This is a genomic window from Flavobacterium daemonense (assembly GCF_007341385.1).
In the GTDB taxonomy this organism is placed as follows: Bacteria; Bacteroidota; Bacteroidia; order Flavobacteriales; family Flavobacteriaceae; genus Flavobacterium; species Flavobacterium daemonense.
Map to the genome: position 1 here is coordinate 358,402 of NZ_VJYD01000003.1, position 26,297 is coordinate 384,698.

Sequence of the window (26,297 nt, forward strand, 5' to 3'; positions counted from 1 at the left end):
TTCAATTAAAATTAATCAATTTATTTTTATTTAAACGTAGGTTTTTTCCTTAAATTATTAAAAGTATGCGCGAAGGTTTACATTTCCTGTATGAACGGTCGCTCCAGTTTCGCTTTTACGACCTTGATAGTTTAAATTAATGTCTAAAAATGATGTAATATTTTTTTGAAGCAGCAATTTCCACACTAAGTTTTGTCCCGCTTGAAGCCCTTCCAACATTTGATATCCTACTGATGAAAACTCATTACCGTTGAATTTATTTTGATAAAAAGAAAATTCACCATTCAAGGTTATTTTTTTCTCGCCCGCAAACGAAAATGAAGTTCCGAGCCTGTTTTGAACTAAGGTTTCTAAATTTCCAATTTGATTTTCTTTATTCTGAAATTCATAAAAGAAGTCCAAACTCGTATTTTTCGAAAATAAATAACTGATTTTTGGCGCAATTTGATAGCCTTTCAAATCATAATTTTTCTCGGCAAAATCTTCTGAAACTAAATTTGTTTTTATGGTTTTGGTGAAAAAATTAAATAGCCACGTTTTTTGAAGCAAATGCATATACTGTAATTGATGCGAATTGTTCGTAACATTTTGTGAACCTACAGAAAGCAGATTTTTACCTTTGTTGACCAAATAAGAATAAGTAACCGAATGTTTTTGTTTGCCTCGATTAAAATACAAGCTGTTTCTTAAGCTCGAATTTAATCCCAAAATATTTTCTTCAGAAGAATCAAACGGATTTAATTCCAATCGTTCTCCTTTGCTTTTCACTTTTCGATCCATAATAAAGGATGTTTGATTATAAAAATACGAAGCAAATTTTTTAAATCCGGTTTCATTTTGCCATTGCATTGGATTTAAAATCAGTGATTGCGAAAATTTATTCTGATTGGTTTTGATGTAAACTTGATTCGGCAAAAAGATTCTGATAAATCGAGCCTGATCCGGAAATTGCGCAATTTCAAATTCTTCCAATTCTTGAATTCCGTTGCCATTGTAATCGTTCCAAGTATAAACTCCTTGTCCAGTCGGGACTTCAATATAAGTAAATTCTTGTTGTGCAATTGTTCCTGAACTGGTTTCGTAAGCAGTTCCAATTTGCATTAATTGGTTGAAAAAACGGTCATTATATAAAACCCTCGAATTCAATGAAGGTTCGTTGCTTCGATTTGGATCTGTAAAATTTAAGTTTCGATAGCTCGCATATACTGCCAAATTCGTCTTTTTGGTCTGAATCAGTTTTGACTTGAAATAATACGTCTGTGAATTGTTCACATGCTGTAATAATCCGTTTTGCAAACTGTCATTTTTACGTTGAAGAAAACCCAATTCTACAAAAACTTTTGTGCTGTCGCCACGCCCAATAAAAGCCCCATATTCAGAAAATCGTTGGCTCAAGGCCGAAAACTGATTGGTAACTTTATCTTTTTCCTGATTGTCCTCAAGCTGCATGCTGGCGCCAATCCAGTTTTTGTCAAAACGATATTTCGTTCGGGTTTGATTTCGAATGAATTTTGATGTTGAAGTCGTGGCATCAGAATTCAAAAAACTTCCTTGGTTTTCAAAAGTCCATTTCTTTATTTTAAAGAATGCGGTTGTTGTGTGGCGCATTCCAGCGTAACTTTCGCTAAAGTCTAATTTTTCAAATTGATACGTTAATAATCCAACATTTGAAGTTTTCTTCTTTGCAAATAAATCAAAATTAAAACCAGTTGCGAGTAGACTCTGATTTCCTAAAAGAGTAGAATTCAAGTTCCAATCACGGCTAAATTCAATATTATATAAACGCTCAACAGATTTGAAATTTTCTGCAACATATTGATAATTTGCAAATGCATCCAGAGTCCAGCTTTTGGTAAAAAGGCGTTTTTTGAGATTGGTCTTAAAAGCAATTCCCTCATTGTTTGCATCGTCAATTCCCGAAAATAAATTTTTATCGTTGTTGCTTACCGCAAGTTCAAAATCGGCGAGTGTTTTTTCATTCGGATTGTATTTTCCTAAAAAGGTGGCAACCTGCAATTTTATTGGCGGAACCAATTGAACAATTGGTTCGTAATTTCCTTGCAGAATTCCGTTTACAGGTGGCGCATATTGATAAATTCGTTCAACTGAATTATTATTTTGAATAATGTAATTCCCAGCATTATTGCCAACAAGACTGAATTTTACATTATACAAAACATCGGCAGGATTGTTTGAATATTCATAAACTTCAACCGAATTGATAAGCGTTTTTTTGTACAAAATTTTATTGTCGGCATATTTATCTTCATACGCAGAAGGCGCTTTCATCAAATCGGGATTATCGCCGGCTTGACTTAAAATCTGAACTTGATCTTTTGAAAGGTTTTGTTGCAAAGGCTGGTTTTTTAAGTCGCTTTCCGAATAAATATAACCACCAAAACTCCAGTTTTTGTTTTCATGCGTACCGCCAGCATACGTCACAAGTCTGTTGTAATTTCGTTCAGAATATTGATATTCAATGTTGATACGCATTTCAGAAGTAATCGTAAAAAGTGACGTAAAAACAATTTCACCTGCATTATAATCGATCACATAATCATTGTTTTCACCACGTTTCAGCAAAACACCATTTACGTAAACACGCTCTGAACCCGAAATAACTAAAACGTATAATTCGCCATTTTGACCTTTTAATTTATACGGACCTTGATTTCCTTCTTGTCCTGTAAAAGTACTCTTGGCATATTGTCCTTTTACAAAAGCAACAGAGGCAAAAATATTGGTTTTGCTTTCTTCAGTATCAAAATCAAAATTGGCAGAAAGCCCCTGAACTTTTTTATTGAAATTAAGAAATTGCGTTTTGTGATTTTCCAGAAAAACATCACCTGCACGAATGTTCCAATCATCGCTGAAAAGCTCCATGAAAATATTGTCAAACTGATCGAGTTTTTGCGAATAACCGCCATTTTGTAGCGGAATATTATTGTCTTGAAGCGAAGCCCGAAGACTGACTTTATCTGAGATTTTTCCGGTAATCTGTAAATCTAAATTGGAATTTAAAACCGTATTTTGATTGTTTCCAACTGTTACGCCTCGCGTGATGCTCCCGGAAGTATTCAAGCCGTCAAACGGAACCACTTTTTTAGTGTTGGCATTATCAATTTTATACAGTTTTTCAGAACCGGCTTCATTGCTGACTACTTGATCTGCTTTGTAAAGACTGTATTCTTTGGTAATAAAATCGGGATATTTTAAATAGTTGACAACTAAAGTGTCTGAAACCGAAGTGAATTTTTCATTTAAAAGAAGCGTTCCTTTTTGAAAATCGATTCTGTAAAAAGTAGAATCAATAGGTTCGTTTTTAGTATTCAAAAGCTGAAAATAACTCGGATTTATGCTGAATTTTTCCAGATGAATGGTGTCGCGTGTGGCAATTACTTTTTTTGTTTTGTACGATGATTCCGTTTCCTGAGCCTGTAGCGCAGAAAACCATATGAAAACCGTTAAAAAAAGTAATTTTTTCAACATAAATACTTTAACTCTAAAAAGCCAAAAGTAGTATTTATAATTGTGAAATGTTTGGCTGCTTATTTTGTTTGTAATGTATTGCTTTAGAGTTCTAAGATTTTAGCATTTAAACATTTTTAAGACTTTGAATTTCTTCTATTTTGAGTTTGGTTTCTTCTATAAAATCATTTGCATTATCAATATAGAATAATACTTTTTTTGAGTTTTTAGTTATTCCAAAAGGAAGTTTAAAACTTTGGCTGTCTTTTAATTCTAAAGAAATATTATGTGGTTCTAGTTTGCCTAATAAAGCGCATTTCAAAAGTTCTGGGCTTTTCTCATAATCGCCTTCAAATTTATCGATAGAAAGAATAGAATGAATAGGAATTTCTATAGTTTCAAAAAGTCCATAACGAAGGACAATTTTTTGTGATAAAATCGTGTGATTTCTATAGATAATTGCTTTTAGCTGGCCAATTAAATTTATTAATAAATAGGTGTGAAAGGCAAGGAGCAACAACGCGAGGTTTTTATTTCGGGAGATTAGCAGCATATGAAAACCAATTGCTTCAAATACAGAAACCAACATTAATCCGATGTATAAAGCAGTAATTCCATTTTCTTTATGACCTGAAAAACTATTTTCAGTTTTTTCATTTTTAGTCCATTTCAGCAAGCAGTAATAAAAAGAACACACTTCAAAAGCGATCATGTTTCCTAGTTTTTTAAATTGAATCGAATTTTTTAAAAAATTTGATATAATAAAATGGTCGTCGTGTTCCGGGTTTTCTTTGTGTTTTAGAGTTTTTCTAAATTCTTGAAAGAATAGAATAGTCTTCCATAATATAAAAAGAAAAAAAGCGATGTTGAAGTAAATTTTCCATTGAAAAATGAACCTGAAAACATTGTTTTCCATTGCAAATACATAAGGCGTTATTTTGAAAACAGAGTAAAATATGAACCAAAAAGTAAATTCAGTTTGTTTTTTTCTTGTTGCTAAATAATATAGGAAAGGCACAACTATTAGAAATAAACCAGTTGTTAAAGATAAAAAATCCTCATTTTTTCTGATGAAATTACTAAAGCCAAATGTTGCAAGGGTAATTTCTGTTAGAATGAAAATAATTAATGAGTTGTATTTTTTTAGCATGGTATTCTTTTAAAAACAATTGAATCAAACATAAATGTTTTTCTTCATAAGTAAATTTAGTCAAATTATTTAAGAAATTTTTGACTAAACAAAAAAGGCCTCACATTAAAGTGAAGCCTTTCTGAAATATATTTGAATTGAAATAATTACCTTTTATAAAGCAATATTAGTTGAGCTCTTTTGTCACAATTTGCATCGTTTCACGGCTTACTTGTTTCAATAAAACTTCTTTGTTTTTTTCAACCGTTTCTGCCGCTTGTTCTGTAAAGTGACGAATGGTATAAAGTGTTACATTTTCGCTGTATTCCACTTTGAATTTTTTAGAAAGAATGGCATTCAATTCGTTGAAATTTCCAAATTTATCTTCCACGCAAACAGAGAAACTAATCGCTGAATTTTGAATCAAGTTTACTTTGATTTTAAATTCGTGGAATAATCCAAAAATCTCGCTGATGTTTTCCTCCATTATAAAAGAGAAATCAATTGAAGAAAGCGAAATCAAAAGTTGTTCTCTTTTTACAATAAAACATGGATATTGTGGCTCTAAATCAACACCTTTAGAAACGCAAGTTCCTTTTAATAAAGGGTTAATGAACGATTTTACGTACAACGGAATTTCTTTTTTCTGTAGAGGTTGTAATGTTTTTGGGTGAATAACCGTTGCTCCGTAAAACGCCAATTCTATTGCTTCGCGATACGAAATTTGGTTTAACAAACTCGCATTTTCAAAATAACGTGGGTCGGCATTCATAACTCCAGGAACATCTTTCCAGATCGTAACACTTTCGGCATTTAAGCAATAAGCAAAAATTCCGGCAGTATAATCAGAACCTTCACGACCAAGAGTTGTTGTGAAATTGTTTTCGTCAGCACCTAAAAATCCTTGTGTAATATTCAAAATTTTGCGTGGTACATTTTTGCTGATCAATTGTTGTGTCGCTTCCCAATCAACTTCAGCATCTCTATAAGTTGCGTCAGTTTTGATGAAGTTGCGAACGTCAAGCCATTGTGTTTGAATTCCTCTAAAATTCATATAATGACTTAAAATATTAGTCGAAATTAATTCACCAAAACTTACAACTTGATCGTAAACAAAATTGTAATTTGGAGATTTATTATGCGCTAAAAAATATTCTAATTCTTCAAATTGTGCATTTACAGCTCCAAAAACAGCATGATTTTCGTCATCAAATAAATCCAATAAGATTTGATTGTGGTACTTTTTGATTTCTTGTACCGAAGAATTCAACTCAGCCGATTTATCAAAATAATTCTTGATAACGACTTCAAGAGCATTTGTTGTTTTTCCCATAGCCGAAACTACCAGAATTACATCTTCATAACCTACTTTTTGTAAAACGTCATAAACGTTTTTAATTCCATCTGCATCTTTTACCGATGCTCCACCAAATTTAAATACTCTCATTTTTAATTAATAGATTTTAGATTTTAGATTTCAGATTCAAATCGAAACCTAGTATATTTTGTATTTTTTGCCACAGATTATTAGGATTAAAATGATTTTACAATCTGTGTCGGGTCGTGGCAAACTATTTTTTATAATTTTTCTAAGAAGGCATTAACTCCCGCTTCGTCCATTTGTACAACTTGCCAATCTTCCAGAATTCTTGCGCCAGAATTCTTGTAAAAATTAACTGCTGGAGTGTTCCATGCCAAAACATTCCATTCTACTCTTCGAACACCATCTTTTTTTCCTTGTTTCATGATTTCAGCATAAAGTGCAGATCCTAGGCCAGTTCCACGCATTTTCTCTTTCACGATCAAATCTTCAAGGTGTATTGTTTTTCCTTTCCAAGTCGAATAGCGGTAATAGTACAATGCAATTCCTACTATTTCTTTTCCATTTTTACTTTCTTCTGATTCGCTTTCAATCTCTGCCACAAAAACCTGAAAAAGCGGTTTTTCTCCAAATCCGTCACGAACTAAATCTTCTACTGTAACAACAACAGCTTCCGGTTCTTTTTCGAATATTGCCAGCTCCTGAATTAATCCTAAAACCGATTTCATGTCTTCGGGATTTCCTTTTCTAATATTCATTTATTCGTATTATTAAGTGTTTATTAGCTAAAAAAGCATTTATTTACAAGGTACTTTTTGCTATTAATTAGCAAATATACAATAGTAGCAAACTAACAAAATAATTTTTAAATCATTCTCACAAAATAAGCGATATTTGTGACTTAAAATTAAAACTATAACGATTTAGCAATGGAAGAACGCAATAAAACACTGGGAGAGTTTATTATTGAGAACCAAAAAGCATTTCAGTATTCGTCGGGAGAACTTTCCCGAATTATCAACTCTATACGTTTGGCGGCAAAGGTCGTGAACTATAAAGTCAACCAAGCAGGACTTGTGGATATTATTGGCGCTGTAGGCGAGCAGAATATTCAGGGAGAAGACCAGCAAAAATTAGATGTCTATGCCAACGAAGTATTTATCCAGACGTTAATAAACCGTGAGATTGTCTGTGGTATTGCTTCAGAAGAAAACGACGATTTTATAACTGTTCAGGGGAGCGACAACAGTCATAATAATAAGTACGTGATCTTAATGGATCCGCTTGACGGATCTTCAAACATTGATGTAAATGTTTCTGTGGGAAGTATTTTTTCTGTTTTTAGAAGAATTACACCAATAGGAACTCCGGTAACTAGCGAGGATTTTTTACAACCGGGAATCAATCAAGTGGCAGCAGGATATGTAATTTATGGAACTTCGACAATGCTGGTTTATACCACAGGGCATGGAGTTAATGGTTTTACGCTAAATCCGGCAATTGGTACATTTTATCTTTCACATCCAAATATGAGATTTCCAGAAAGTGGAAATATCTATTCGGTGAACGAAGGAAATTATGTTCATTTTCCGCAGGGAGTGAAAAATTATATTAAATATTGCCAGCGTGAAGAGGAGGACAGACCTTATACTTCACGATATATTGGAAGTCTAGTAGCCGATTTTCATCGAAATATGATTAAAGGTGGTGTCTATATTTATCCAACAAGCTCAAAAGCGCCAAAAGGTAAATTGCGTTTATTATATGAATGTAACCCAATGGCTTTTATTGCTGAACAAGCTGGCGGAAAAGCCACAGATGGTTTTGGAAGAATTATGGAAATCCAACCGACAGAACTGCATCAAAGAGTTCCGTTTTTCTGCGGAAGCAAAAATATGGTCGAAAAAGCTGAGGAATTTATGGCAGCTGAATAAAAATATTCAGTGAGCAGTCCCGATCCCGAAACTTCGGGACGGGATAGTGTTCAGTTACAATATTACACCCGACAGGTTTCAAAAACCTGTCGGGTTTGTTATTTTGTAGATTCTCACATGTCAAACCGGACTAAAGTCCGACCATACAATATGAATCGAGCCAAAGGCTCTTTATAAAGTTCCGAAGGAACGACTTATATTGTAGAGCTGGACTTCAGTCCAGTTGAATTTGTAATTACGATATGCTTTTGACAATAAACAGCAAACCCGACAGGTTTCGAAAACCTGTCGGGTTTATTTTATCGTTTTTAATTAAATTTCAATCTTCGTTACAAAACTGCAAACCACGACTGAATACTAAAAACGGAATACTATTTATGCATATGTTGCATTTCGTAGATAAAAGTATCTGCATCAACTTTATTGTCAACAAGCGACAGCGCTTTAGCAATAATATAATCCACATTGCTTGGAGTAAATCCTAGGGCAACACTTATTTTTTTCAATAACACTTCTTGTTTGTCTTCAAGATGATGGTCAACATGAACCATTCTTGTTAAGTCATACAAACGCTCTAAACGCTGTACATATGAATAAGGAGGATTAATTGGGTATTTTAATGGGTCGCTAAGAATTTCTTCATACTCAGATTCTGTGATTTCTAGACGAGCAGCTAGTTTGTCTAAAAAGGCTTTTTCTTCTGGGTATACAATTCCATCTGCTAAGGCTACGCGAACAATTGCTGAAAAATGACCTTTGTTTCTTTGTTTGAATTCGCTATCAAATAATTCTGAAAATGACATAATTTATAAGGTTTTTGTTAAACAAAGATAAAAGTTATTTTAATTTATATTTTTAAATTTCTCATAAAATTTAACTTATTTTTCTGCGTTGTTTTAGAGATGGACTTCATGAAATTTTCAAAATAAGTCGTAAGTTTACATCCCCTAATCATTTAATATTATTAGCCCTATGTCAGAGTTTTGGATTTATTTTCAAATAGGATTAAAACACGTTTTAGATATCAACGCCTACGATCACGTTCTTTTTTTAATCGCACTAACAGTTCCGTATTCTTTTAAAGATTGGAAACGAATTTTACTTTTGGTTTCGGTTTTTACAATCGGTCATACAGTAGCATTAATACTTTCTGTTTTCGGAATAATCGCCGTAAAAGTAAATCTTGTTGAATTTTTGATTCCAATAACCATTTTAGTTACCGCTTTGTATCACCTCTTTACGGCAGGAAAAGCGACTAAAAATGAGGGCGTAAATTTAATTTTTATAGTGACGCTTTTTTTCGGACTTATACACGGACTCGGATTCTCGAATTATTTTAAAACAATTTTAGGTGGTTCGGCAACGTCAAAATTACTACCTTTAGGAGAATTTGCATTAGGAATTGAAGCGGCACAGTTAGTGGTGGTTTTCGTAGTTTTGATACTATCATATATAGTGCAAACCGTGTTTCGTTTTTCAAAACGCGACTGGGCACTTGTAATGTCGGCTTTTATCGTTGGAGTTGTAATTCCGATGATTATTGAAAGCCCAATTTGGAACAGATAAAATAAATGGAGATAAAAAAATTAAACAAATACGATAAAGCTTATTTGAGAATTGCAAAAGAATGGAGTTTGCTTTCTTACTGCAAACGAAAACAAGTAGGCGCAATTATCGTAAAAGACCGAATGATCATTTCTGATGGCTATAATGGAACGCCATCAGGATTTGAGAATTGTTGCGAAGATGAAGAGGGATTGACCAGATGGGATGTTCTTCATGCCGAAGCAAATGCAATTTTGAAAGTCGCTAGGTCGACGCAATCCTGCGAAGGCGCAACATTGTATATCACGCTTTCGCCATGCAAAGAATGCAGTAAATTGATACATCAATCCGGAATCAAAAGAGTGGTGTATAAAGATGGATATCGTGATGATTCTGGAATTCAATTTTTAATAAAAGCAGGCATCGAAGTAGAACATATTCCTGTTTTAGAAGAGTAATGAAATTCGATTCAAAATATTTGCCAATTATTATCGGAGCTACTTTTGCTCTGGGAACTGTTCTGGGAAGCCTGATGAATGCTCCCGCAGATGATCAGCTTTTGGCCAAAAATTACTCTAAAACCAAATTAAATAAACTGATCGACTTTATTAATAATGAATATGTCGACAGTATCAATACCGATTCAATTGTAAATCTTACAGTTGATAATATCTTGTCAAAATTAGATCCACATTCAGTTTATATTCCGCCGAGCGAACAAGCCGAAGTTGCTGAAAGCATGAAAGGTGATTTCGTGGGAATCGGGATTAATTTTTATATGTATAAAGATTCCGTTGCGATTATAAAACCAATTGAAAACGGGCCTTCTGCGAAAGCAGGACTAAAATCGGGTGACCGAATATTATTCGCCGGAAAAACAAAATTATACGGACGAAAACTTCCTTCTGATAGTTTGTTTTCGAAACTAAAAGGGCTTCAAGGTTCAGAAATCGAATTGACCGTTTTTAGAAAATCGGAACAAAAAAAGCTGAAGTTTAGAATAAAAAGAGATGTTATTCCGATTAAAAGCGTCGATGCTTCTTTGATGCTTGGGAATAATACGGGTTATATCAAAATCAATCGTTTTGCCGAAACTACTTATAACGAGTTTAAAACGGGTTTAACGAGATTGAAACAAAGCGGTATTCAATCGCTGGTAATTGATCTTCGTGATAACGGGGGCGGTTATATGGAAGAAGCCGTTGCTATTGCCGATGAACTTTTGAAAGACAAACAGTTGATCGTTTTTACTAAAAATAAAAACGGAACGACCGAAAAAACATATGCAACAAAATCTGGAAGTTTTGAAACCGGAAAGGTGTATGTTTTGATAAATGAAAACAGCGCTTCGGCGAGTGAAATTTTAGCTGGGGCAATTCAGGATAATGACCGCGGTATTATCGTTGGTCGTCGTTCATTTGGAAAAGGTTTGGTACAAAGAGAAATGGATTTCAACGACGGTTCTGCAGTGCGATTAACTGTAGCGCGCTATTACACGCCAACAGGAAGATCGATTCAGAAACCGTATAAAAAAGGAAACGAAGAGTATTTCAAAGAATCTGAATTGAGAATAAAATCAGGTGAGCTTTATGCCAAAGACAGTATAAAAGTAGCCGATTCATTGAAATTTAAAACGCCAAAAGGTAAAATCGTTTACGGCGGTGGCGGCATTGTTCCCGATATTTTTGTTCCTATGGAAGCAGAGCACGGAAATGAAAATGTTGCTTATTTACTGCAAACTGGAATTGTCGGACATTTTGTTTTTGAAGAATTGGATAAAAACCGAAAAGCCTTTGTGGGACTTCATTTTAATGAGTTTTTAGATGAAATGAAAAACTCTGATGTTTATTTCAAGAAGTTCAAAAACTATATTGCAATGACCGGCCTGGATTTGAAACTAGATAAAACCAAATCGCTTGTGAACCGTTATATCACAGCTGAATTTGCCCGACAACTATTTGGGGAATTATATTACTACAATATAGTTTTGAAAGATGATGCTATGATAAAATCGGTTTTGAGTCCAAAGAAACAATCCTGAAAATTTTAAAATATGAAAACAGAAGCCGTTGTAAATGCTGAAATCGAACTTTTGACTGCTATTAAAAATGCTGATGTTTCTACTTTAGAAAAAGCCCTTCACGACGATTTGCTTTTCAATTTGCCTGACGGAAATACGATTACAAAAGCATTTGATCTTGATTCTTATCGCTCCGGAAAAATGAAAATCGAGTCATTAGAGGCTTTCGATCAAATTATCAATATAATTGATGATTTGGCGATAGTAACCGTAGCAGTTTCATTAAAAGGAACGTACGAAAAGGAGTCAATACAAGGAGTTTTTAAGTATATCAGAGTTTGGAAGCAGTTTGATGAAAATTTAAAAGTCATTGCCGGAAGCTGTGTTCCATTGGCATAAATTTTGACAAGAAATTTAATAGTAGCATAAAATCAAACGTAGCGATCGATGCGTAATTCTTCACTCCCGATAGCTACCGGGATTGCGGTTAAATACATTCAGAATATGAAAAATTTAAAAAGAATAAGTTTTCTTCTAGTTGTAATGGCTTTTCTAATTTCTTGCGCAACTGCAAAAGACAGCAACAAGATAATTACAGGAAAAGTAACATCAATTGAAGGTGGCAAGGACGGCTACACGGTAAAAATCGATACAGATCAAAAAGAAGTATATTTTGCCACAATCAGTATCGTAAATCTTGGCGGGCCGCAAAACTATAAGCAAGTCAAAATTGGTGATGTAGTTTCAGTAAAAGGAGAATTCTGGAAAAACGAAGACGAAAATCACATCAAGGTTACGCAGATAATTTCGGTGAAATAATCGCATTATAAAATTTTAAACCATTAAGGGATTAAGTTTATTAAGCTTCAAAGCTTTTTACTTAATCCCTTAATGGTTTTTTTATATGTTTAAACTTTTTTTATATGCATAATTTCTTGTGATAGCTCAAAATTAAGTTTATTAAGTACAAAAACTTAATTTACCTTAATTTCTTAATGGTTGAAAATAAAAAAACTTATTTTTAAATTTTATCGTGTACTATCGTGTGAGTGTGTTTGTACGCCATTATTCCATAAAGTAAGAATATCTGTGGCAACAGCGGCACCGCTTCCTGCGGCAATAGCCAATTGGCTTCTCCAACCCGCTAAAGTTCCAATTACATAAATTCCTTCAGCAACTTTGTGGTCTTCGTTTTTTAACTGAATACGTTGTTTTTCTGGAAGTGCTTTTTTGTGCGGTTCAACAAATTGCATCAAACCCTCAATGTCAAAAGTATTGGCAGAACCAATTCCGACAACTATATTTTTTGTTTTATAGGAGTTTTTATTTGTAATTACAGTAAATTCAGGATATTGACCTTCGACTTTAATTACTTTTTCGTTTGCAATTTGAGTAATATGCGGATAAGATGCAGCTAAATCTTGTGTGCTTTCTGTAAGTAATTCAGAGCCTAGTTTTCCTGGCGTTATGCCATAAGCATTGTAGAAAATTGCTTCTTGAAGAGAAGAATTTTTTTGATGTGTAAAAATTCCGATTTTTTTATCGGCAGCAAAAGCTTTATTTTTAGCAGAGCCCAGAACAAGTGCACAAGAAATTCCTGATACGCCTCCGCCAATAATTAGAACGTCGAACATTATTATCTGCCGTTTGTTTTTTCTTCAATTCTTTTCGAAATTCTAAAAATCAAAAGAATCAATACGGCGCAGAAAGAAGCGGCGATTCCAATAAAAGCTACCATACTATCACCCTGAAATGGGTTTTTAAAGTCTAATAGCGTAATATTAAAAACAATTAAAGCTAATGCTAAAAGCACTAATATTGAAGTAAAAATTTTCATATTGGTTGTTTTTGTGTCTAAAATAATCAAACTAAAACTTTAAAAAAGGGCTTAAAGTTTTGTTTTTAGAAATTTTATGGGGTAAAAGTATAAAAATTAATCTTAGACAAACAAACCTTTAACATTAGCAGCAAATAATTTAACAGCAATTGCTAAAAGTATGACTCCAAATGTCTTGCGAACCACGCCGAGACCGTTTTCCCCAAGCAGGTTTTCAATTTTTTTTGATGATTTTAAAACAATGTAAACCAGTACAATATTTAGTAAAATGGCAATAATAATGTTGATTGTATGAAACTGAGAGCGCAGAGACAATAAAGTTGTCATAGTTCCGGCTCCTGCAATTAACGGAAACGCCAAAGGAACAATTGAAGCTGAACCAGGTTCTTCGTCACGATAGATTCGGATTCCTAAAATCATTTCTAGAGCAAGAAAAAATAAAACAAAAGATCCAGCGACGGCAAACGAATGCACGTCGATGCCAATTAAATTCAATAGTCCTTCTCCAACAAATAGAAAAACAATCATAATTAATCCGGCAACTATAGAAGCTTTTTCAGAATCAATATGTCCGACTTTTGCTCTCAAATTGACAATAATCGGAATTGATCCCACAATATCAATCACGGCAAAAAGTACCATTCCAACTGTAATAATTTCTTTATAGTCGATTTCTAACATATCTTTCTGATTTTTAGTGATTAAAAATTTGCTGCAAAAGTAAGTAATAAAGTTAGGTGATTTTTTAATAGCTTGTATTTTTGTTATAAAAGCATTGTTTATTAATGTGAAATGTGATATTTGTAACATTATAATGTCATAATTAGTGATTCAGGGAGAGAAATCGGTTTATTTTGAACTTAATTTATTCTGCTGTTTGACTAGAAAAAAAATGATGGAAAATCAAAAGTTAAAAAATATAACTTACTGAAAATCAATTGCTAAATTTGTATAACTTAAAATGGGAAGGTTATGAAAAAGAGAGTTTTTGTTATCGTTTTCTTGTGTATGTTGTTTTCGTTCAACAGTTCACAAGCCCAAATCTGGCAACAAATTAAAAAAGCTGCGCAACAAAAAGGACAGGGAACTGGGAATGTGGCTGATCAAAATGTAAGTATGGAAAATGCCGTTTTGAGCTATGGCAAAAATAAGGTAGATCCATCGGTAGTTCCAAGTTCTTATAATTTCAGTTGGAAATATGTTATGGAAATTAAGACGGATGAGGGAAAAGCGATGAATGCAAATTATCTTTTAGAGCCTAATGCTGCTTATTTTGGTATGAATATTTCGCAGGGGCAAGGCCAGGACATGTTTATGATTATGGATTCTAAAAATAGTATAACGGTGACTGCTTTTGGAAACGGCAAAGAGAAAATGGCGTCGGCATCAAAAATGCCTGATTATTCGGGAATGGCAAAAAAAGAAGGGGAGAAGTCTAAATTTATTTATAAGACACTTCCCAATAAAACTTTTTTAGGCTATAACTGCAAAGGAATTCAAATGACAAATGACGAATATGATATTATTTGTTATTACACGAGTGAGGCAAAAGTGAGTTTTGGAGATATGTTCAAAAACCAAAAAGGCTGGAAAATGCCGGAAGGATTGTCTGATTATTTTAAACCCGAAGATCGCACTTTGTTGATGGATATGACAATGAAAGACTTGAAAAGCAAAAAAGTGACCACTATGAAATGCCTCAGCCTTGAAAAAAGCGCTTATACATTCAACAAATCGGACTATAAATTTATGTAGATAAAATAACCCGCTGATACAATTGGTTTTTTTTAAACACATAGAGACATAGATTTATTTTTTAATAAAGAGTAAAAAAAAGAAACATGTTTCTTTCACATAGCCAGCTATGTTTGTTTTAAATAAGTGAAACGCCTTTTTTAGAGAACTAATTCTATGTTTCTATGTGTTAGAATAATTAGCCTTAATGTTATAGATAAAATGGCAACATTCTAAATTAGTTGCGTTTGCAAACATAAATTGATGTGCGGTTTTTATTTCCTGAATCTTTAGTTACCTTTGCAAAATGTTTCAATTAGGAAAAACCATAGTATCAGAGGATATCCTCGAAAAAGAATTTGTTTGTAATTTATCAGCATGCAAAGGGGCCTGTTGCGTCGACGGAGATGCGGGCGCGCCTTTGAATGAAGCTGAGACTAAAATTTTGGAGGAGATTTATCCGAAAGTAAAACCTTTTTTAAGAAAAGAAGGAATTGCTGCGATTGAAGCTCAAGGAACTTGGGTAAAAGGTACAGACGGTGATCTTGAAACGCCTTTGATTGATAATAAAGATTGCGCATATGTTATTTTTGACGGAAAAACTGCACTTTGCGGTATCGAGCAAGCATACAATCAAGGAATTGTTGACTGGAAAAAACCTGTTTCCTGTCATTTGTATCCAATCCGAGTAAAAGATTTTACAGAATTTGCTGCGGTTAATTACGACAAATGGGATATTTGCGATGATGCCTGCTCTTTAGGTAAAGAATTAGAAGTTCCGGTTTACAAATTTGTGAAAGAAGCTTTGATTAGACGCTTTGGCGAAGACTGGTATTTGGAGCTTGAAAAAGTCGCCGAAGAACTTAAAAACTCTTAAGAAATTAAAGTGTAAAAAGCACCCTTTTAATGGGGAAGTTTTAACTCAAAAAATTAAGTTTTGACTCAAAAAAAACTTTTAAAAACAATTTAGAATTTCTTGCTTTTTATTTCAAAAAGTCTATATTCTACAGCACTTGCGAGGGTTAAATGAGGTCTTAAAATACTCATTTGCAACTATTTAATTATTGTCTGAAAAAGACCGCATTTTTTGCCCTTTGTTAAAAACTACATCGAATTGTGAATAAGTTTGGCTTTCATTTTTGGCAACAAATGACAATCTTTGTAATCGTTCTGAATAAGTAAAAATTCAGCATAAAAATTAAATAAAATTGTCATGTCACAAGTCGAACCAATATTACAAGAAAATAAAAATCGTTTCGTTATTTTTCCAATTAAACATCATGATATTTGGGAATGGTACAAAAAGATGGAAGCTAGTTTCTGGACTGCGGAAGAAATCGACTTGCACCAAGATTTGACAGACTGGAACAACAAATTAAATGATGATGAAAGATATTTCATCAAACACATACTTGCTTTTTTTGCGGCTTCTGACGGAATCGTAAATGAGAATCTTGCTGAGAATTTTGTAAATGAAGTTCAATATGCTGAAGCGAAGTTTTTCTATGGTTTCCAAATTATGATGGAAAACATTCACAGTGAAACGTATTCTTTGTTGATCGATACTTATGTAAAAGACGAAGCTGAGAAAACAGAATTGTTTAATGCTTTAGAAGTTTTCCCTGCTATTGCTAAAAAAGGAGAATGGGCTTTAAAATGGATCGAGTCTGATTCATTTGCTGAAAGACTTATTGCTTTTGCTGCAGTTGAAGGTATTTTCTTCTCTGGCGCTTTCTGTTCAATTTATTGGTTGAAAAAACGTGGTTTGATGCCAGGTTTGACTTTCTCTAATGAGTTGATTTCTCGTGACGAAGGTGTACATTGTGATTTTGCAGTTCACTTGCATAATCATCATTTAGTTAACAAAGTGCCAAAAGAGAGAATCAAAGAAATCATTGTTGATGCTCTTGATATCGAAAGACAATTTGTAACAGAATCGCTTCCGGTAAGTTTGATTGGTATGAACGCTACTTTAATGACGCAATACCTAGAATTTGTTGCCGACAGATTATTAGTAGAATTAGGTTGCGAGCGTGTGTATGGATCAGCGAATCCGTTTGATTTCATGGACATGATCTCTCTTCAAGGAAAAACTAATTTCTTTGAAAAACGTGTTGCCGAGTATCAAAAATCTGGTGTAATGAACACTGATAGTGATGCTCAGAAAATTTCATTTGACGCAGATTTTTAGAACAACAACAGCATTAATTTTAGCCGATTTTATCTAAAGCTATAATTAATTTTTACAGAACATTTTTTAGGTTAGATCTCTATCACCCAAATCGGAGATTTAATAGCAATTTTAACGGCTTTTCGGTTTGATATTCAAATTGGAAAAGGACAACTATTGAGAATCCTGTAATTCTCGAAAAATAATTTAAAAACACGCAATGTTTAAGTGCTGGAATTCGTTTTCTAGATGCTTTCATTTTTTCAATAACTATAAATAGTAAGCTTATGTATGTAGTAAAAAGAGATGGCCACAGAGAGCCCGTAATGTTTGATAAGATTACAGAAAGAATCAAAAAATTGTGTTACGGCTTGAACGAGCTTGTAGATCCGGTTAAGGTAGCGATGAGAGTTATCGAAGGATTGTATGATGGGGTTTCTACTTCTGAATTGGATAATCTTGCGGCAGAAACGGCGGCTTCTATGACGATTGCGCATCCTGATTATGCACAATTAGCAGCGCGTGTGGCAATTTCGAACCTACATTCAAATACAAAAAAATCGTTCTCTGAAACGATGAAAGATATGTATCACTACGTTAATCCAAGAAATGGACAAGAAGCTCCGTTAATTGCTGATGACGTATTTAAAGTGATTCAGGAAAATGCGGCGTTTTTAGATTCTCATATCATTTATACTAGAGATTTCAATTACGATTACTTCGGATTTAAAACTTTGGAGCGTTCGTATTTGTTAAAAATAAACGGAAAAATCGTTGAGCGCCCGCAGCACATGTTAATGCGTGTTTCTGTTGGTATTCACTTAGAAGATTTAAAATCGGTTATTGAAACTTATGATTTAATGTCTAAAAAGTTCTTTACACATGCAACGCCAACGTTGTTCAACGCAGGAACTCCAAAACCTCAAATGTCTTCTTGTTTCCTTTTGGCAATGCAAGACGATAGTATTGATGGAATTTACGATACGTTAAAACAAACAGCAAAAATCTCGCAATCTGCGGGAGGAATCGGACTTTCTATTCATAACGTTCGTGCGACTGGATCTTACATTCGTGGTACAAACGGAACTTCAAACGGAATTGTTCCGATGTTAAGAGTTTTCAACGATACCGCTCGTTACGTAGATCAAGGTGGAGGAAAACGTAAAGGAAGTTTTGCGATTTACATTGAAACTTGGCATGCTGATATCTTCGAATTCTTGGATTTAAAGAAAAATACAGGAAAAGAAGAAATGCGTGCGAGAGATTTATTCTTCGCTATGTGGACTTCAGATTTATTCATGAAACGTGTTCAGGAAGATTCAACTTGGACTTTAATGTGTCCAAACGAATGTCCAGGATTATATGATGTTTACGGAGAAGAATTCGAAGCATTATATACGGATTATGAATTTAGAGGAAAAGGAAGAAAAACTATCCGTGCTCGTGAATTATGGGAGAAAATCCTAGAATCTCAAATCGAGACTGGAACACCATATATGTTGTACAAAGATGCAGCAAACCGTAAATCGAACCATAAGAATTTAGGAACAATTCGTTCTTCAAACTTGTGTACAGAGATTATGGAGTTCACTTCTAAAGATGAAATCGCAGTTTGTAACTTGGCTTCTATTTCGTTGCCAATGTTTATCGAGAACGGAAAATTTGATCACGAAGCACTTTACAATGTGACAAAACGTGTAACGCGTAACTTGAACAAAGTAATCGATAGAAACTACTATCCAGTAAAAGAAGCCGAAAACTCAAACATGCGTCATCGTCCGGTTGGTTTAGGTGTGCAAGGTTTGGCAGATGCTTTCATTATGTTGCGTATGCCGTTTACAAGCGACGAAGCAAAAGCATTGAACCAAGAGATTTTCGAAACATTATACTTCGCGGCTGTTACTGCTTCTATGGAAATGGCAAAAGAAGAAGGACCGTATTCAACTTTTGAAGGTTCGCCAATGTCTCAAGGAGAATTCCAACACAATATGTGGGGAATGAAAGATGAAGAATTATCAGGTCGTTGGGACTGGGCTTCACTAAGAAAAGAAGTTGTAGAGCACGGAGTTCGTAACTCATTGTTAGTAGCGCCAATGCCAACTGCATCGACTTCTCAGATTCTTGGAAACAACGAAGCTTTCGAACCATATACATCAAACATTTACACACGTCGTGTGTTGTCTGGAGAGTTCATCGTAGTAAACAAACATTTACTAGAAGATTTAGTAAAACTAGGTTTATGGAACGAAGATTTGAAACAAGAAATTATGCGTCATAACGGATCTGTTCAAAATATTGATAAAATTCCGCAAGAGTTGAAAGATCTTTATAAAACAGTTTGGGAAATGTCGATGAAAGATATTATCGATATGTCTCGTCAAAGAGGTTATTTCATTGACCAATCACAATCGTTGAACTTGTTCATGCAAGATGCAAACTATTCTAAACTAACGTCAATGCACTTCTACGCTTGGCAGTCTGGTTTAAAAACAGGAATGTACTACTTAAGAACAAAAGCGGCTGTTGATGCGATTAAATTCACATTAAACAACGATAAAAAAGAAGAAACTCCATCTTTAGTTCAAGAAACGGAAGCAATCAGTGTTGAGGATTACAAAGCGATGTTGCTTAAAGCACAAGCGGCAGGTCCTGAGGATTGTGAGATGTGTGGGTCTTAATTTTTTAGAAGAAAGAAAATAGAGTAAAGAAGAAAGATTTATTCTTAATTTATAGAAAGCAGTTATTGTAATGATAGCTGCTTTTTTTTTGGAGTTATTTCCCAATTTAATAGGTTTTTAAAATAATAAAATATAGATGATAAAGAAGATAATTTTGTTGAATGTGATTATGATTTGTATCTTGAGTTGTAATAATAGAACCGTAGATTTTTTAGATAATCAAAAATATATTGAGGCTAAAAATAGCTTTAGCAGAAAGCTTGTAGATCACTTTCCTAAAATGCTGACATCATATCCATTTCAAACTGTTAATAGCAAGAACAAATCAAAAAGTGATGTTTGTTTTATGTTATATGAATATGAAAAAGATTTAAGAAGTATAGATTCAGTTGTTAGAAGCTTGGAAAAGAAATCATTGGCAAAGTATAGTTCAAATGATTCATGTTTGTTAATTGTTAATCGCTTTGAAACACTTAAGACTTACAAAAATAGAGAAGATGTTACTATTGCTGATAGTACTAAAATGAATCAAGATTGTTTTAAGGATTTATATCCAATACCTAATTTTATAGAATATGAATTTGCTAAAGGAAAGAATGAGATTTATTTAGAAAATAATTTTGATATCTATGTTTTAGAGGCTAAAAAAGGGAATTGTTTGAGAGAGTTTAAAATGATGCCAAATCCACAAATGCCTGCAAATTGGAAAAATGGATATTCAAAAGGAATAGCTGTTAGCAGAGAAAGAAAAACTTTGATTTATTGGAGTGTTATTTGGTAGTGTTTTGAAAATATCGCAGCTCTGTCTTTTAGAAGCTATTTTCCGGTTTTCGTTACAATCTTTTTATTTTTCACAGAAAAAAAATAAAAAGGATTTTCACTTCAATTGGGCTATTTAATTACTGGAGCTTTGTGAATAGCGTTCCGAGGAACAAATTATATTGTAGGGATGGATTTTAATCCATTCTACACAAAGCCGATAATCTTAGTGATTACAATATCCTCAAAAATTCCCCGTTTAAATTATTACCAAAGATTTTTAAAACTTAGCATCTCAGTAACTAAGTAACTCATAATCTTTCTCTAAATTAAACCTTTAAGAGAAAGGAAAGTCTTATTGTAATAATTTCTGAATTATGAAAAAAAGCAATCTTTGGTCATTACGATTGGGTTTTTCTGGAAAAGAATCTGATAAAATTGAAAAACTAGGATTAGAGAAGTTTCTAAAACATTCCTATGATTCAAAATTCGATAAACAACTTCCTGCTTTTTTAGAAGATGATCCCAAAACACTTATCGAATTAAAAGAATTTAAGCAAGCCATAAAAGATGCTGATTCTGATGCTAAAAAGAAAATTCTAAAAAAAGAAATTTATTCAGGCATCGAATTAAGAAGATGGTGGATTAATAAAATGCGAACCGATGAATTTCCGCTTCGGGAAAACATGGTCGTTTTTTGGCACAACCATTTCGTTTCTACTTCGCAAAAAGTAAAAGTCAATTACTGGATTTATCAACACAATATGATTTTGCGCGAACATGCTTTTGGAAATTTTAAAGAGCTAACAAAGCAAATCGTAAAGTCAAACGCGATGATAAAGTATTTGGACAATGTCGATAATAAAAAAGGTAAATACAACGAGAATTTAAGTCGGGAATTGTTGGAGTTATTTACTATCGGAATTGGAAATTATTCTGAAAATGACATCAAAGAAGGCGCAAAAGCACTCGCAGGTTTAAATTATGGCGATGACGGAGGTCTTTATAGAAAAATTCCTGAAGATAATAGTGATAAAACCTATTTCGGAAAAACAGGAAATTGGAAAGTTGATGATCTTGTAGATATCATTTTCGAACAAAAAAACATTCCATATCTCATTACTAGAAAAATTCTGAAATGGTTTATTTATGATACTCCGCCTGAAGATTTGGTGACTTTTTATGGCGATTATTTTCGAAAGAAAAACTTCGAAATTCAACCTTTGCTGACAAAAATTTTTACCGAAGAATATGCCAAAGAAAATTCGGGAAACAAAATCAAAGATCCATTAGTATACATTATTCAGTTGATTGATGAATTGGAAGTAAAAGATTTTGATGACGCGATGATAGCGCTTTTTCTTCGCCAACAAGGTATGGATTTGTACAATCAAGTAAATGTAAAAGGCTGGGACGGCGGAAACTCTTGGCTGACTTCTCAAATTTATTTACAGCGAAATAATACATCTGATTTGCTTTGCAGCGGAAGAAGTATTTCAAAAAAAGTGTTAAACACAATGACGGGAGAAGAGGAAAAGCCAAAAGTAGAATTTGACAAAATTGATGTGAAAATTGATTTTGATACCGAAGGAAACAACAAAACAATCATTGCCGAATTGTCAAACCGATTGTTATTTGATGTAAATGACTCGATGCAAAAAGATATGGAGAATTTGCTCAAATACGATTTTGATCCAAAAAGTCCTCACGCCAATTTTGCCGTAACGAGACTCTTCAATTACATTACAAAATTGCCAGAATATCAATTAATTTAGAAAAGAGAAATCATGAACAGAAGAGATTTTCTAACATTGACAGGAACTTTTACAGGCGGAATGCTTGTGCTTCCTGATTTTTTACACGCTTTTGGTTCACAGAATAATTTGGTAATTGGTGAACAATGTGTCGTTTTTGTACAATTGAACGGAGGAAATGACGGACTAAATACTTTTATTCCGTACGACGACCCTTTATATTATAATTATAGAACCAAAATAGCTTTAAATAAAGATTTGGTTATAAGTAAAAATAAAGGGATGGCTTTTCATCCTTCGTTGAAAGATTTTGCCCAAATGCAGCAAAACGGAGATTTGACGGTAATTCAAAATGTGGGATATCCAGAACCGATTCGGTCGCATTTTAGAAGTCAGGAAATTTGGCAGACAGCAACCGATTCAAATAAATATATAAATGAAGGCTGGCTCGGAAGATATTTAGATCTTCAATGCAACGGACATCAGGCGACAGCCGGAATCAATTTGGATTCCATTGATAATTTGGCTTTAAAAGGTGTTGAACCTAATTTTATAACGGTAAAAGATCCAAATCGATTTAAGGTAAAATCAGATAAAGAAGAAAATGTAACCTTGTCTGATAATCCGCATTTGGATTTTGTTAGAAAAATTGCCAATTCGGTTACCGAAGGTTCAGATGAAATTCAGAAAGCTTTGGCAAAATCAAAAAGTGAAATTAGCTATCCGAAAACTGAATTGTCCAAAAACTTGGAATGGATTGGAAGATTGATAAAAGGAAATCTGAATTCGAAAGTTTATTATACTTCGCTCGGCGGATTTGACACACATGACAACCAAATTGCAATTCACGAGAAAAAGTTGGCTGATTTGAACGACGCTTTATACAGTTTTTATCAAGATTTAAAACAAGCGCAATTATTACAGAATGTTACAATCGTAGTTTTTTCTGAATTTGGAAGACGTGTTAAAGACAACGGAAACGGAACAGACCACGGAACTGCGGCGCCAATGTTCATCATTGGAGGAAATAATAAAGGAACGATTTTAGGAAACAATCCAAATTTATCCGACTTAGATAATGGCGATTTAAAATACCAAATTGACTTTAGAAGTGTCTATGCTTCTCTATTAAAAGAGAAACTAAACTTCGATTATACTAAAATCGGAATTGTGAATAAACCGGTTTCTGGACTGTTTTCATAATCACAATCTTTGTCATTTCGACTGAAAGGAGAAATCGCACTAGAAATTCCACATAGTATATCGCCAATCTTTGTCGATTTACGAGTGTGATTTCTACCTTCGGTCTAAATGACAATTACACTAAGTAATCTGTGTAATTCGAATTAAATAACCACAATGATTTACACCAATTCGTGGATTCGTGGCAAAAAAACCTTAGCGCCTTAGTATCTCAGAACCTTAGAATCTAAAAATTGCCATTGTAAATATCTCATTTTAAGCCGATATTTTTATATTATCATACAAATCGTCCTAAATTTGTTAAGAAATCCCTTTTTGTTTCATAAAATGCAATCTTTTTTTTGGTGCGCTAAAAATAATTTATACATTCGCAGAGAATTTAAAACAAAATACAAACAAAATGGCAAGTAACCGTTTTTATTTTAGCAACAATTTTTATTTCTTCTTTAGTAGAAGTCAGGATTGTGCTATGGTTATTTGAGAAAAATTTTAAGACAAATAAAACTAATATACAATCCTGATGCAAATCAGGATTTTTTTTTGAATATATGACAACGAAAATTGCAATACAAGGTATAAAAGGATCTTTCCATCATCAAGTTGTGAATGAGTATTTCTCTGAAAATGTGGCTATTGATGAATGCTTGTCTTTTGAAGAATTAATCGACAGTCTTCTTTCAGGAAAATCTGATCAGGCAGTTATGGCGATTGAAAATTCGATTGCAGGCCCAATTATCCCGAATTATGCTTTGATTGACAAGAATAATTTACACATTATTGGAGAGCATTATTTAAGCATTCATCAAAATTTAATGGCTCTAAAAGGTCAGAAAATTGAAGACATAAAAGAAGTTCATTCGCACCCAATGGCCATTTTGCAATGCATGGATTTCTTGAAACAATATCCAAATATCAAATTGGTTGAGGATAAAGATACAGCTGAAACTGCCAGAAGAATTCAGGAAAAACAATTAACCGGAATTGCAGCAATCGCAAGCAAAACGGCTTCTGAAATGTATGATTTAGAAATCATCGCGCCAGAAATTCAAACGATCAAAAATAATATGACTCGTTTTGTGATTATCAAAAAGCAAAATTCATTTTTGCCAGAAAACGAAATTAATAGAGCGTCAATCAAATTTGAATTGGATCACAAAAGAGGAAGTTTAGCAGCAGTTTTGAATGTAATGAGCGACTGCAAACTGAATTTGACAAAAATCCAGTCGCTTCCAAAAATTGAAACACCTTGGAAATATTCATTCTTCGTAGATGTAACATTTGACAAATATGAAGATTTTGCAAAAGCCAAAACGTTATTAAACATCATGGCAGAATATTTTAAAGTGTTGGGAGAATATAAGAATACAAAGCCATAAAGAGGAAATTTCAATTTTTTAAAATTCCAAATTCCAATTGTCAGGCTGAGCGAAGTCGAAGCCCACGTTCCAATTGGAAAGCCCTTCGACTTCGCTCAGGGTGACAAATCAAAAAAGAAAAAGCATAGAGCCTAAGGCTTAAAGCTTAAAGTAAAAAATAAAAAAAAATGATTACAACAGCAAAAAGATTAGATACAGTTGAAGAATACTACTTCTCATCAAAGTTGAGAGAAGTGAGACAGCTGATGTCTGAAGGAAAATCGATCATCAATATGGGAATTGGAAGCCCTGATTTGAGTCCGTCAAAAGCAGTAATTGAAGCGGTTGCCGCAGCAATTCAAGACGAAAACGGGCATGGTTATCAAAGCTATCAGGGATTGCCAGAAATGAGACAAGCTATGGCCGATTTTTATAAAGATCAGTTTGGTGTTGAAATGAATCCGAATAATGAGATTTTGCCTTTGATGGGTTCAAAAGAAGGAATTATGCATATTTCGCTGGCTTTTTTAAATGAAGGCGATCACGTTTTAATTCCGAATCCGGGTTATCCAACTTACACTTCGGTAACCAATTTGGTTCAGGCAGTTCCGGTTTATTATGATTTAAAAGAAGAAAATGGATGGGAACCAGATTTTGAAGCTCTTGAAAAACTGGAGCTGGAGAAAGTAAAAATAATGTGGCTGGGTTATCCGCACATGCCAACAGGGGCGAGAGGAAGTTTAGCGTTATTTGAAAAATTGGTTGCTTTTGCTAAAAAACACAATATATTATTGATCAACGACAATCCATATAGTTTTGTTTTGAATGATAATCCGATGAGTTTATTGCAGGTTGAAGGCGCGAAGGATGTGGCTTTAGAGCTGAATTCATTAAGTAAAACATTCAACATGGCTGGCTGGAGAGTCGGAATGGTTTTAGGAAATCCTGAAATTATCGATGCGGTTCTGAAAGTAAAAAGCAACATGGACAGCGGTATGTATTACGGAATCCAAAAAGGTGCAATTGCAGCTTTAAAATGTGACAAATCGTGGTTCGAAGACCAAAACAAAATTTACAGACGCCGTAGAGAATTAACGGAGAAATTAGCTGAAAAGCTAAACTGTAAAGTATATAAAGAAGGAGTTGGTCTTTTTGTTTGGGCAAAATTGCCAGAAGGAATCGAATCAGCAGAAAAGTTCATTGACGAAATATTATATGAGAAACATATTTTCATTACACCGGGAACCATTTTTGGTAGCAACGGCGAAGGATATATCAGATTCTCATTGTGTGTGAAGGAAGAAAAAGTACAGGAAGCAATTGACCGATTTTAGAAGTCATTGCGAGGAACGAAGCAATCTCAGTTGCTGAATCAATTGTTAATGAGGTT

General features: G+C 33.7%; 23 protein-coding genes. 15 read left to right on the plus strand and 8 right to left on the minus strand.

All coding sequences use genetic code 11. The annotated features are described in order from the left end of the window. Nucleotides 1-57: 57 nt before the first annotated feature. The 4 genes from FND99_RS06045 to FND99_RS06060 form a co-directional block, all read right to left on the minus strand. Nucleotides 58-3,489 carry a hypothetical protein gene (locus FND99_RS06045; protein ID WP_144337071.1) on the minus strand — a complete coding sequence of 1,144 codons (3,432 nt, stop codon included), beginning with the start codon at nt 3,487-3,489 and terminating at the stop codon, nt 58-60. Nucleotides 3,490-3,595: 106 nt separating this feature from the next. Next, nucleotides 3,596-4,180, minus strand: a complete 585-nt coding sequence (locus FND99_RS06050) for a hypothetical protein (RefSeq protein WP_144337072.1) — start codon at nt 4,178-4,180, stop codon at nt 3,596-3,598. 604 nt (nt 4,181-4,784) lie between these two features. Then, a complete protein-coding gene (locus FND99_RS06055) occupies nt 4,785-6,044 on the minus strand; it encodes an aspartate kinase (RefSeq protein ID WP_144337073.1) in 1,260 nt (419 codons plus the stop codon). A gap of 131 nt (nt 6,045-6,175) precedes the next feature. Beyond that, nucleotides 6,176-6,676: a GNAT family N-acetyltransferase gene (locus tag FND99_RS06060; RefSeq protein ID WP_144337074.1), complete on the minus strand. Its 501-nt coding sequence runs from the start codon at nt 6,674-6,676 to the stop codon at nt 6,176-6,178. 171 nt (nt 6,677-6,847) lie between these two features. Here FND99_RS06060 and fbp point away from each other — a divergent pair, with 171 nt between their 5' ends. Then, entirely contained in the window at nt 6,848-7,852 is a 1,005-nt protein-coding gene (gene fbp / locus FND99_RS06065) for a class 1 fructose-bisphosphatase (RefSeq protein ID WP_144337075.1), read from the plus strand. Between the two features lie 371 nt (nt 7,853-8,223). On the opposite strand, the gene FND99_RS06070 is transcribed toward fbp, so the two are convergent. Further along, nucleotides 8,224-8,655 (minus strand): TerB family tellurite resistance protein, encoded by a 432-nt coding sequence (locus FND99_RS06070; protein WP_144337076.1) that lies wholly within the window; start codon nt 8,653-8,655, stop codon nt 8,224-8,226. Nucleotides 8,656-8,824: 169 nt separating this feature from the next. On the opposite strand from FND99_RS06070, the gene FND99_RS06075 reads away from it, so the two are divergent. Genes FND99_RS06075 through FND99_RS06095 form a run of 5 tightly spaced genes read left to right on the plus strand, consistent with a single transcriptional unit; the run spans nt 8,825 to nt 12,236 of the window. Next, nucleotides 8,825-9,418 (plus strand): HupE/UreJ family protein, encoded by a 594-nt coding sequence (locus FND99_RS06075; protein WP_144337077.1) that lies wholly within the window; start codon nt 8,825-8,827, stop codon nt 9,416-9,418. Between the two features lie 5 nt (nt 9,419-9,423). Then, the gene (locus FND99_RS06080) at nt 9,424-9,855 is read left to right on the plus strand and encodes a deoxycytidylate deaminase (RefSeq protein ID WP_132987561.1); all 432 of its coding nucleotides are present in this window, start codon (nt 9,424-9,426) and stop codon (nt 9,853-9,855) included. Beyond that, nucleotides 9,855-11,438 (plus strand): S41 family peptidase, encoded by a 1,584-nt coding sequence (locus FND99_RS06085; RefSeq protein ID WP_144337078.1) that lies wholly within the window; start codon nt 9,855-9,857, stop codon nt 11,436-11,438. The genes FND99_RS06080 and FND99_RS06085 overlap by 1 nt, the downstream gene beginning before the upstream one ends. Before the next feature lie 12 nt (nt 11,439-11,450). After that, nucleotides 11,451-11,816, plus strand: coding sequence for a nuclear transport factor 2 family protein (locus FND99_RS06090; RefSeq protein ID WP_144337079.1), 366 nt, complete (start codon nt 11,451-11,453; stop codon nt 11,814-11,816). 48 nt (nt 11,817-11,864) lie between these two features. After that, entirely contained in the window at nt 11,865-12,236 is a 372-nt protein-coding gene (locus tag FND99_RS06095; RefSeq protein ID WP_246074182.1) for a hypothetical protein, read from the plus strand. A 209-nt stretch (nt 12,237-12,445) separates the two neighbouring features. On the opposite strand, the gene FND99_RS06100 is transcribed toward FND99_RS06095, so the two are convergent. From FND99_RS06100 to FND99_RS06110, 3 genes are all read right to left on the minus strand, one after another. After that, nucleotides 12,446-13,051, minus strand: coding sequence for an FAD-dependent oxidoreductase (locus FND99_RS06100; protein WP_144337080.1), 606 nt, complete (start codon nt 13,049-13,051; stop codon nt 12,446-12,448). Between the two features lie 2 nt (nt 13,052-13,053). Next, nucleotides 13,054-13,254, minus strand: a complete 201-nt coding sequence (locus FND99_RS06105) for a hypothetical protein (RefSeq protein ID WP_026728410.1) — start codon at nt 13,252-13,254, stop codon at nt 13,054-13,056. Between the two features lie 102 nt (nt 13,255-13,356). Then, nucleotides 13,357-13,935, minus strand: a complete 579-nt coding sequence (locus FND99_RS06110; protein ID WP_144337081.1) for a MarC family protein — start codon at nt 13,933-13,935, stop codon at nt 13,357-13,359. A gap of 291 nt (nt 13,936-14,226) precedes the next feature. On the opposite strand from FND99_RS06110, the gene FND99_RS06115 reads away from it, so the two are divergent. From FND99_RS06115 to FND99_RS06155, 9 genes are all read left to right on the plus strand, one after another. Further along, nucleotides 14,227-15,009, plus strand: coding sequence for a hypothetical protein (locus FND99_RS06115; protein WP_144337082.1), 783 nt, complete (start codon nt 14,227-14,229; stop codon nt 15,007-15,009). A 286-nt stretch (nt 15,010-15,295) separates the two neighbouring features. Continuing rightward, entirely contained in the window at nt 15,296-15,865 is a 570-nt protein-coding gene (locus FND99_RS06120; RefSeq protein ID WP_026728413.1) for a DUF3109 family protein, read from the plus strand. Nucleotides 15,866-16,201: 336 nt separating this feature from the next. Further along, complete coding sequence (locus FND99_RS06125) at nt 16,202-17,179, plus strand: ribonucleotide-diphosphate reductase subunit beta (protein ID WP_144337083.1); 978 nt, start codon at nt 16,202-16,204, stop codon at nt 17,177-17,179. Nucleotides 17,180-17,445: 266 nt separating this feature from the next. Beyond that, nucleotides 17,446-19,836: a ribonucleoside-diphosphate reductase subunit alpha gene (locus tag FND99_RS06130; protein WP_144337084.1), complete on the plus strand. Its 2,391-nt coding sequence runs from the start codon at nt 17,446-17,448 to the stop codon at nt 19,834-19,836. 136 nt (nt 19,837-19,972) lie between these two features. Continuing rightward, on the plus strand, nt 19,973-20,617 hold the full coding sequence (locus FND99_RS06135; RefSeq protein WP_144337085.1) for a hypothetical protein: 645 nt from the start codon (nt 19,973-19,975) through the stop codon (nt 20,615-20,617). A gap of 355 nt (nt 20,618-20,972) precedes the next feature. After that, nucleotides 20,973-22,370 (plus strand): DUF1800 domain-containing protein, encoded by a 1,398-nt coding sequence (locus FND99_RS06140; RefSeq protein WP_144337086.1) that lies wholly within the window; start codon nt 20,973-20,975, stop codon nt 22,368-22,370. A gap of 12 nt (nt 22,371-22,382) precedes the next feature. Next, on the plus strand, nt 22,383-23,552 hold the full coding sequence (locus FND99_RS06145; RefSeq protein WP_144337087.1) for a DUF1501 domain-containing protein: 1,170 nt from the start codon (nt 22,383-22,385) through the stop codon (nt 23,550-23,552). Nucleotides 23,553-24,100: 548 nt separating this feature from the next. Beyond that, entirely contained in the window at nt 24,101-24,928 is an 828-nt protein-coding gene (locus FND99_RS06150) for a prephenate dehydratase (protein WP_144337088.1), read from the plus strand. A 167-nt stretch (nt 24,929-25,095) separates the two neighbouring features. After that, the gene (locus tag FND99_RS06155; protein WP_144337089.1) at nt 25,096-26,241 is read left to right on the plus strand and encodes a pyridoxal phosphate-dependent aminotransferase; all 1,146 of its coding nucleotides are present in this window, start codon (nt 25,096-25,098) and stop codon (nt 26,239-26,241) included. The last annotated feature ends 56 nt before the right edge of the window (nt 26,242-26,297 follow it).

Bases quoted from the DNA above. Each gene is read 5' to 3' on its own strand.
- FND99_RS06045 (WP_144337071.1), bottom strand. From the start codon at position 3,489: ATGTTGAAAAAATTACTTTTTTTAACGGTTTTCATATGGTTTTCTGCG.
- FND99_RS06050 (WP_144337072.1), bottom strand. From the start codon at position 4,180: ATGATCGCTTTTGAAGTGTGTTCTTTTTATTACTGCTTGCTGAAATGG.
- FND99_RS06055 (WP_144337073.1), bottom strand. From the start codon at position 6,044: ATGAGAGTATTTAAATTTGGTGGAGCATCGGTAAAAGATGCAGATGGA.
- FND99_RS06060 (WP_144337074.1), bottom strand. From the start codon at position 6,676: ATGAATATTAGAAAAGGAAATCCCGAAGACATGAAATCGGTTTTAGGA.
- fbp (WP_144337075.1), top strand. From the start codon at position 6,848: ATGGAAGAACGCAATAAAACACTGGGAGAGTTTATTATTGAGAACCAA.
- FND99_RS06070 (WP_144337076.1), bottom strand. From the start codon at position 8,655: ATGTCATTTTCAGAATTATTTGATAGCGAATTCAAACAAAGAAACAAA.
- FND99_RS06075 (WP_144337077.1), top strand. From the start codon at position 8,825: ATGTCAGAGTTTTGGATTTATTTTCAAATAGGATTAAAACACGTTTTA.
- FND99_RS06080 (WP_132987561.1), top strand. From the start codon at position 9,424: ATGGAGATAAAAAAATTAAACAAATACGATAAAGCTTATTTGAGAATT.
- FND99_RS06085 (WP_144337078.1), top strand. From the start codon at position 9,855: ATGAAATTCGATTCAAAATATTTGCCAATTATTATCGGAGCTACTTTT.
- FND99_RS06090 (WP_144337079.1), top strand. From the start codon at position 11,451: ATGAAAACAGAAGCCGTTGTAAATGCTGAAATCGAACTTTTGACTGCT.
- FND99_RS06095 (WP_246074182.1), top strand. From the start codon at position 11,865: ATGCGTAATTCTTCACTCCCGATAGCTACCGGGATTGCGGTTAAATAC.
- FND99_RS06100 (WP_144337080.1), bottom strand. From the start codon at position 13,051: ATGTTCGACGTTCTAATTATTGGCGGAGGCGTATCAGGAATTTCTTGT.
- FND99_RS06105 (WP_026728410.1), bottom strand. From the start codon at position 13,254: ATGAAAATTTTTACTTCAATATTAGTGCTTTTAGCATTAGCTTTAATT.
- FND99_RS06110 (WP_144337081.1), bottom strand. From the start codon at position 13,935: ATGTTAGAAATCGACTATAAAGAAATTATTACAGTTGGAATGGTACTT.
- FND99_RS06115 (WP_144337082.1), top strand. From the start codon at position 14,227: ATGAAAAAGAGAGTTTTTGTTATCGTTTTCTTGTGTATGTTGTTTTCG.
- FND99_RS06120 (WP_026728413.1), top strand. From the start codon at position 15,296: ATGTTTCAATTAGGAAAAACCATAGTATCAGAGGATATCCTCGAAAAA.
- FND99_RS06125 (WP_144337083.1), top strand. From the start codon at position 16,202: ATGTCACAAGTCGAACCAATATTACAAGAAAATAAAAATCGTTTCGTT.
- FND99_RS06130 (WP_144337084.1), top strand. From the start codon at position 17,446: ATGTATGTAGTAAAAAGAGATGGCCACAGAGAGCCCGTAATGTTTGAT.
- FND99_RS06135 (WP_144337085.1), top strand. From the start codon at position 19,973: ATGATAAAGAAGATAATTTTGTTGAATGTGATTATGATTTGTATCTTG.
- FND99_RS06140 (WP_144337086.1), top strand. From the start codon at position 20,973: ATGAAAAAAAGCAATCTTTGGTCATTACGATTGGGTTTTTCTGGAAAA.
- FND99_RS06145 (WP_144337087.1), top strand. From the start codon at position 22,383: ATGAACAGAAGAGATTTTCTAACATTGACAGGAACTTTTACAGGCGGA.
- FND99_RS06150 (WP_144337088.1), top strand. From the start codon at position 24,101: ATGACAACGAAAATTGCAATACAAGGTATAAAAGGATCTTTCCATCAT.
- FND99_RS06155 (WP_144337089.1), top strand. From the start codon at position 25,096: ATGATTACAACAGCAAAAAGATTAGATACAGTTGAAGAATACTACTTC.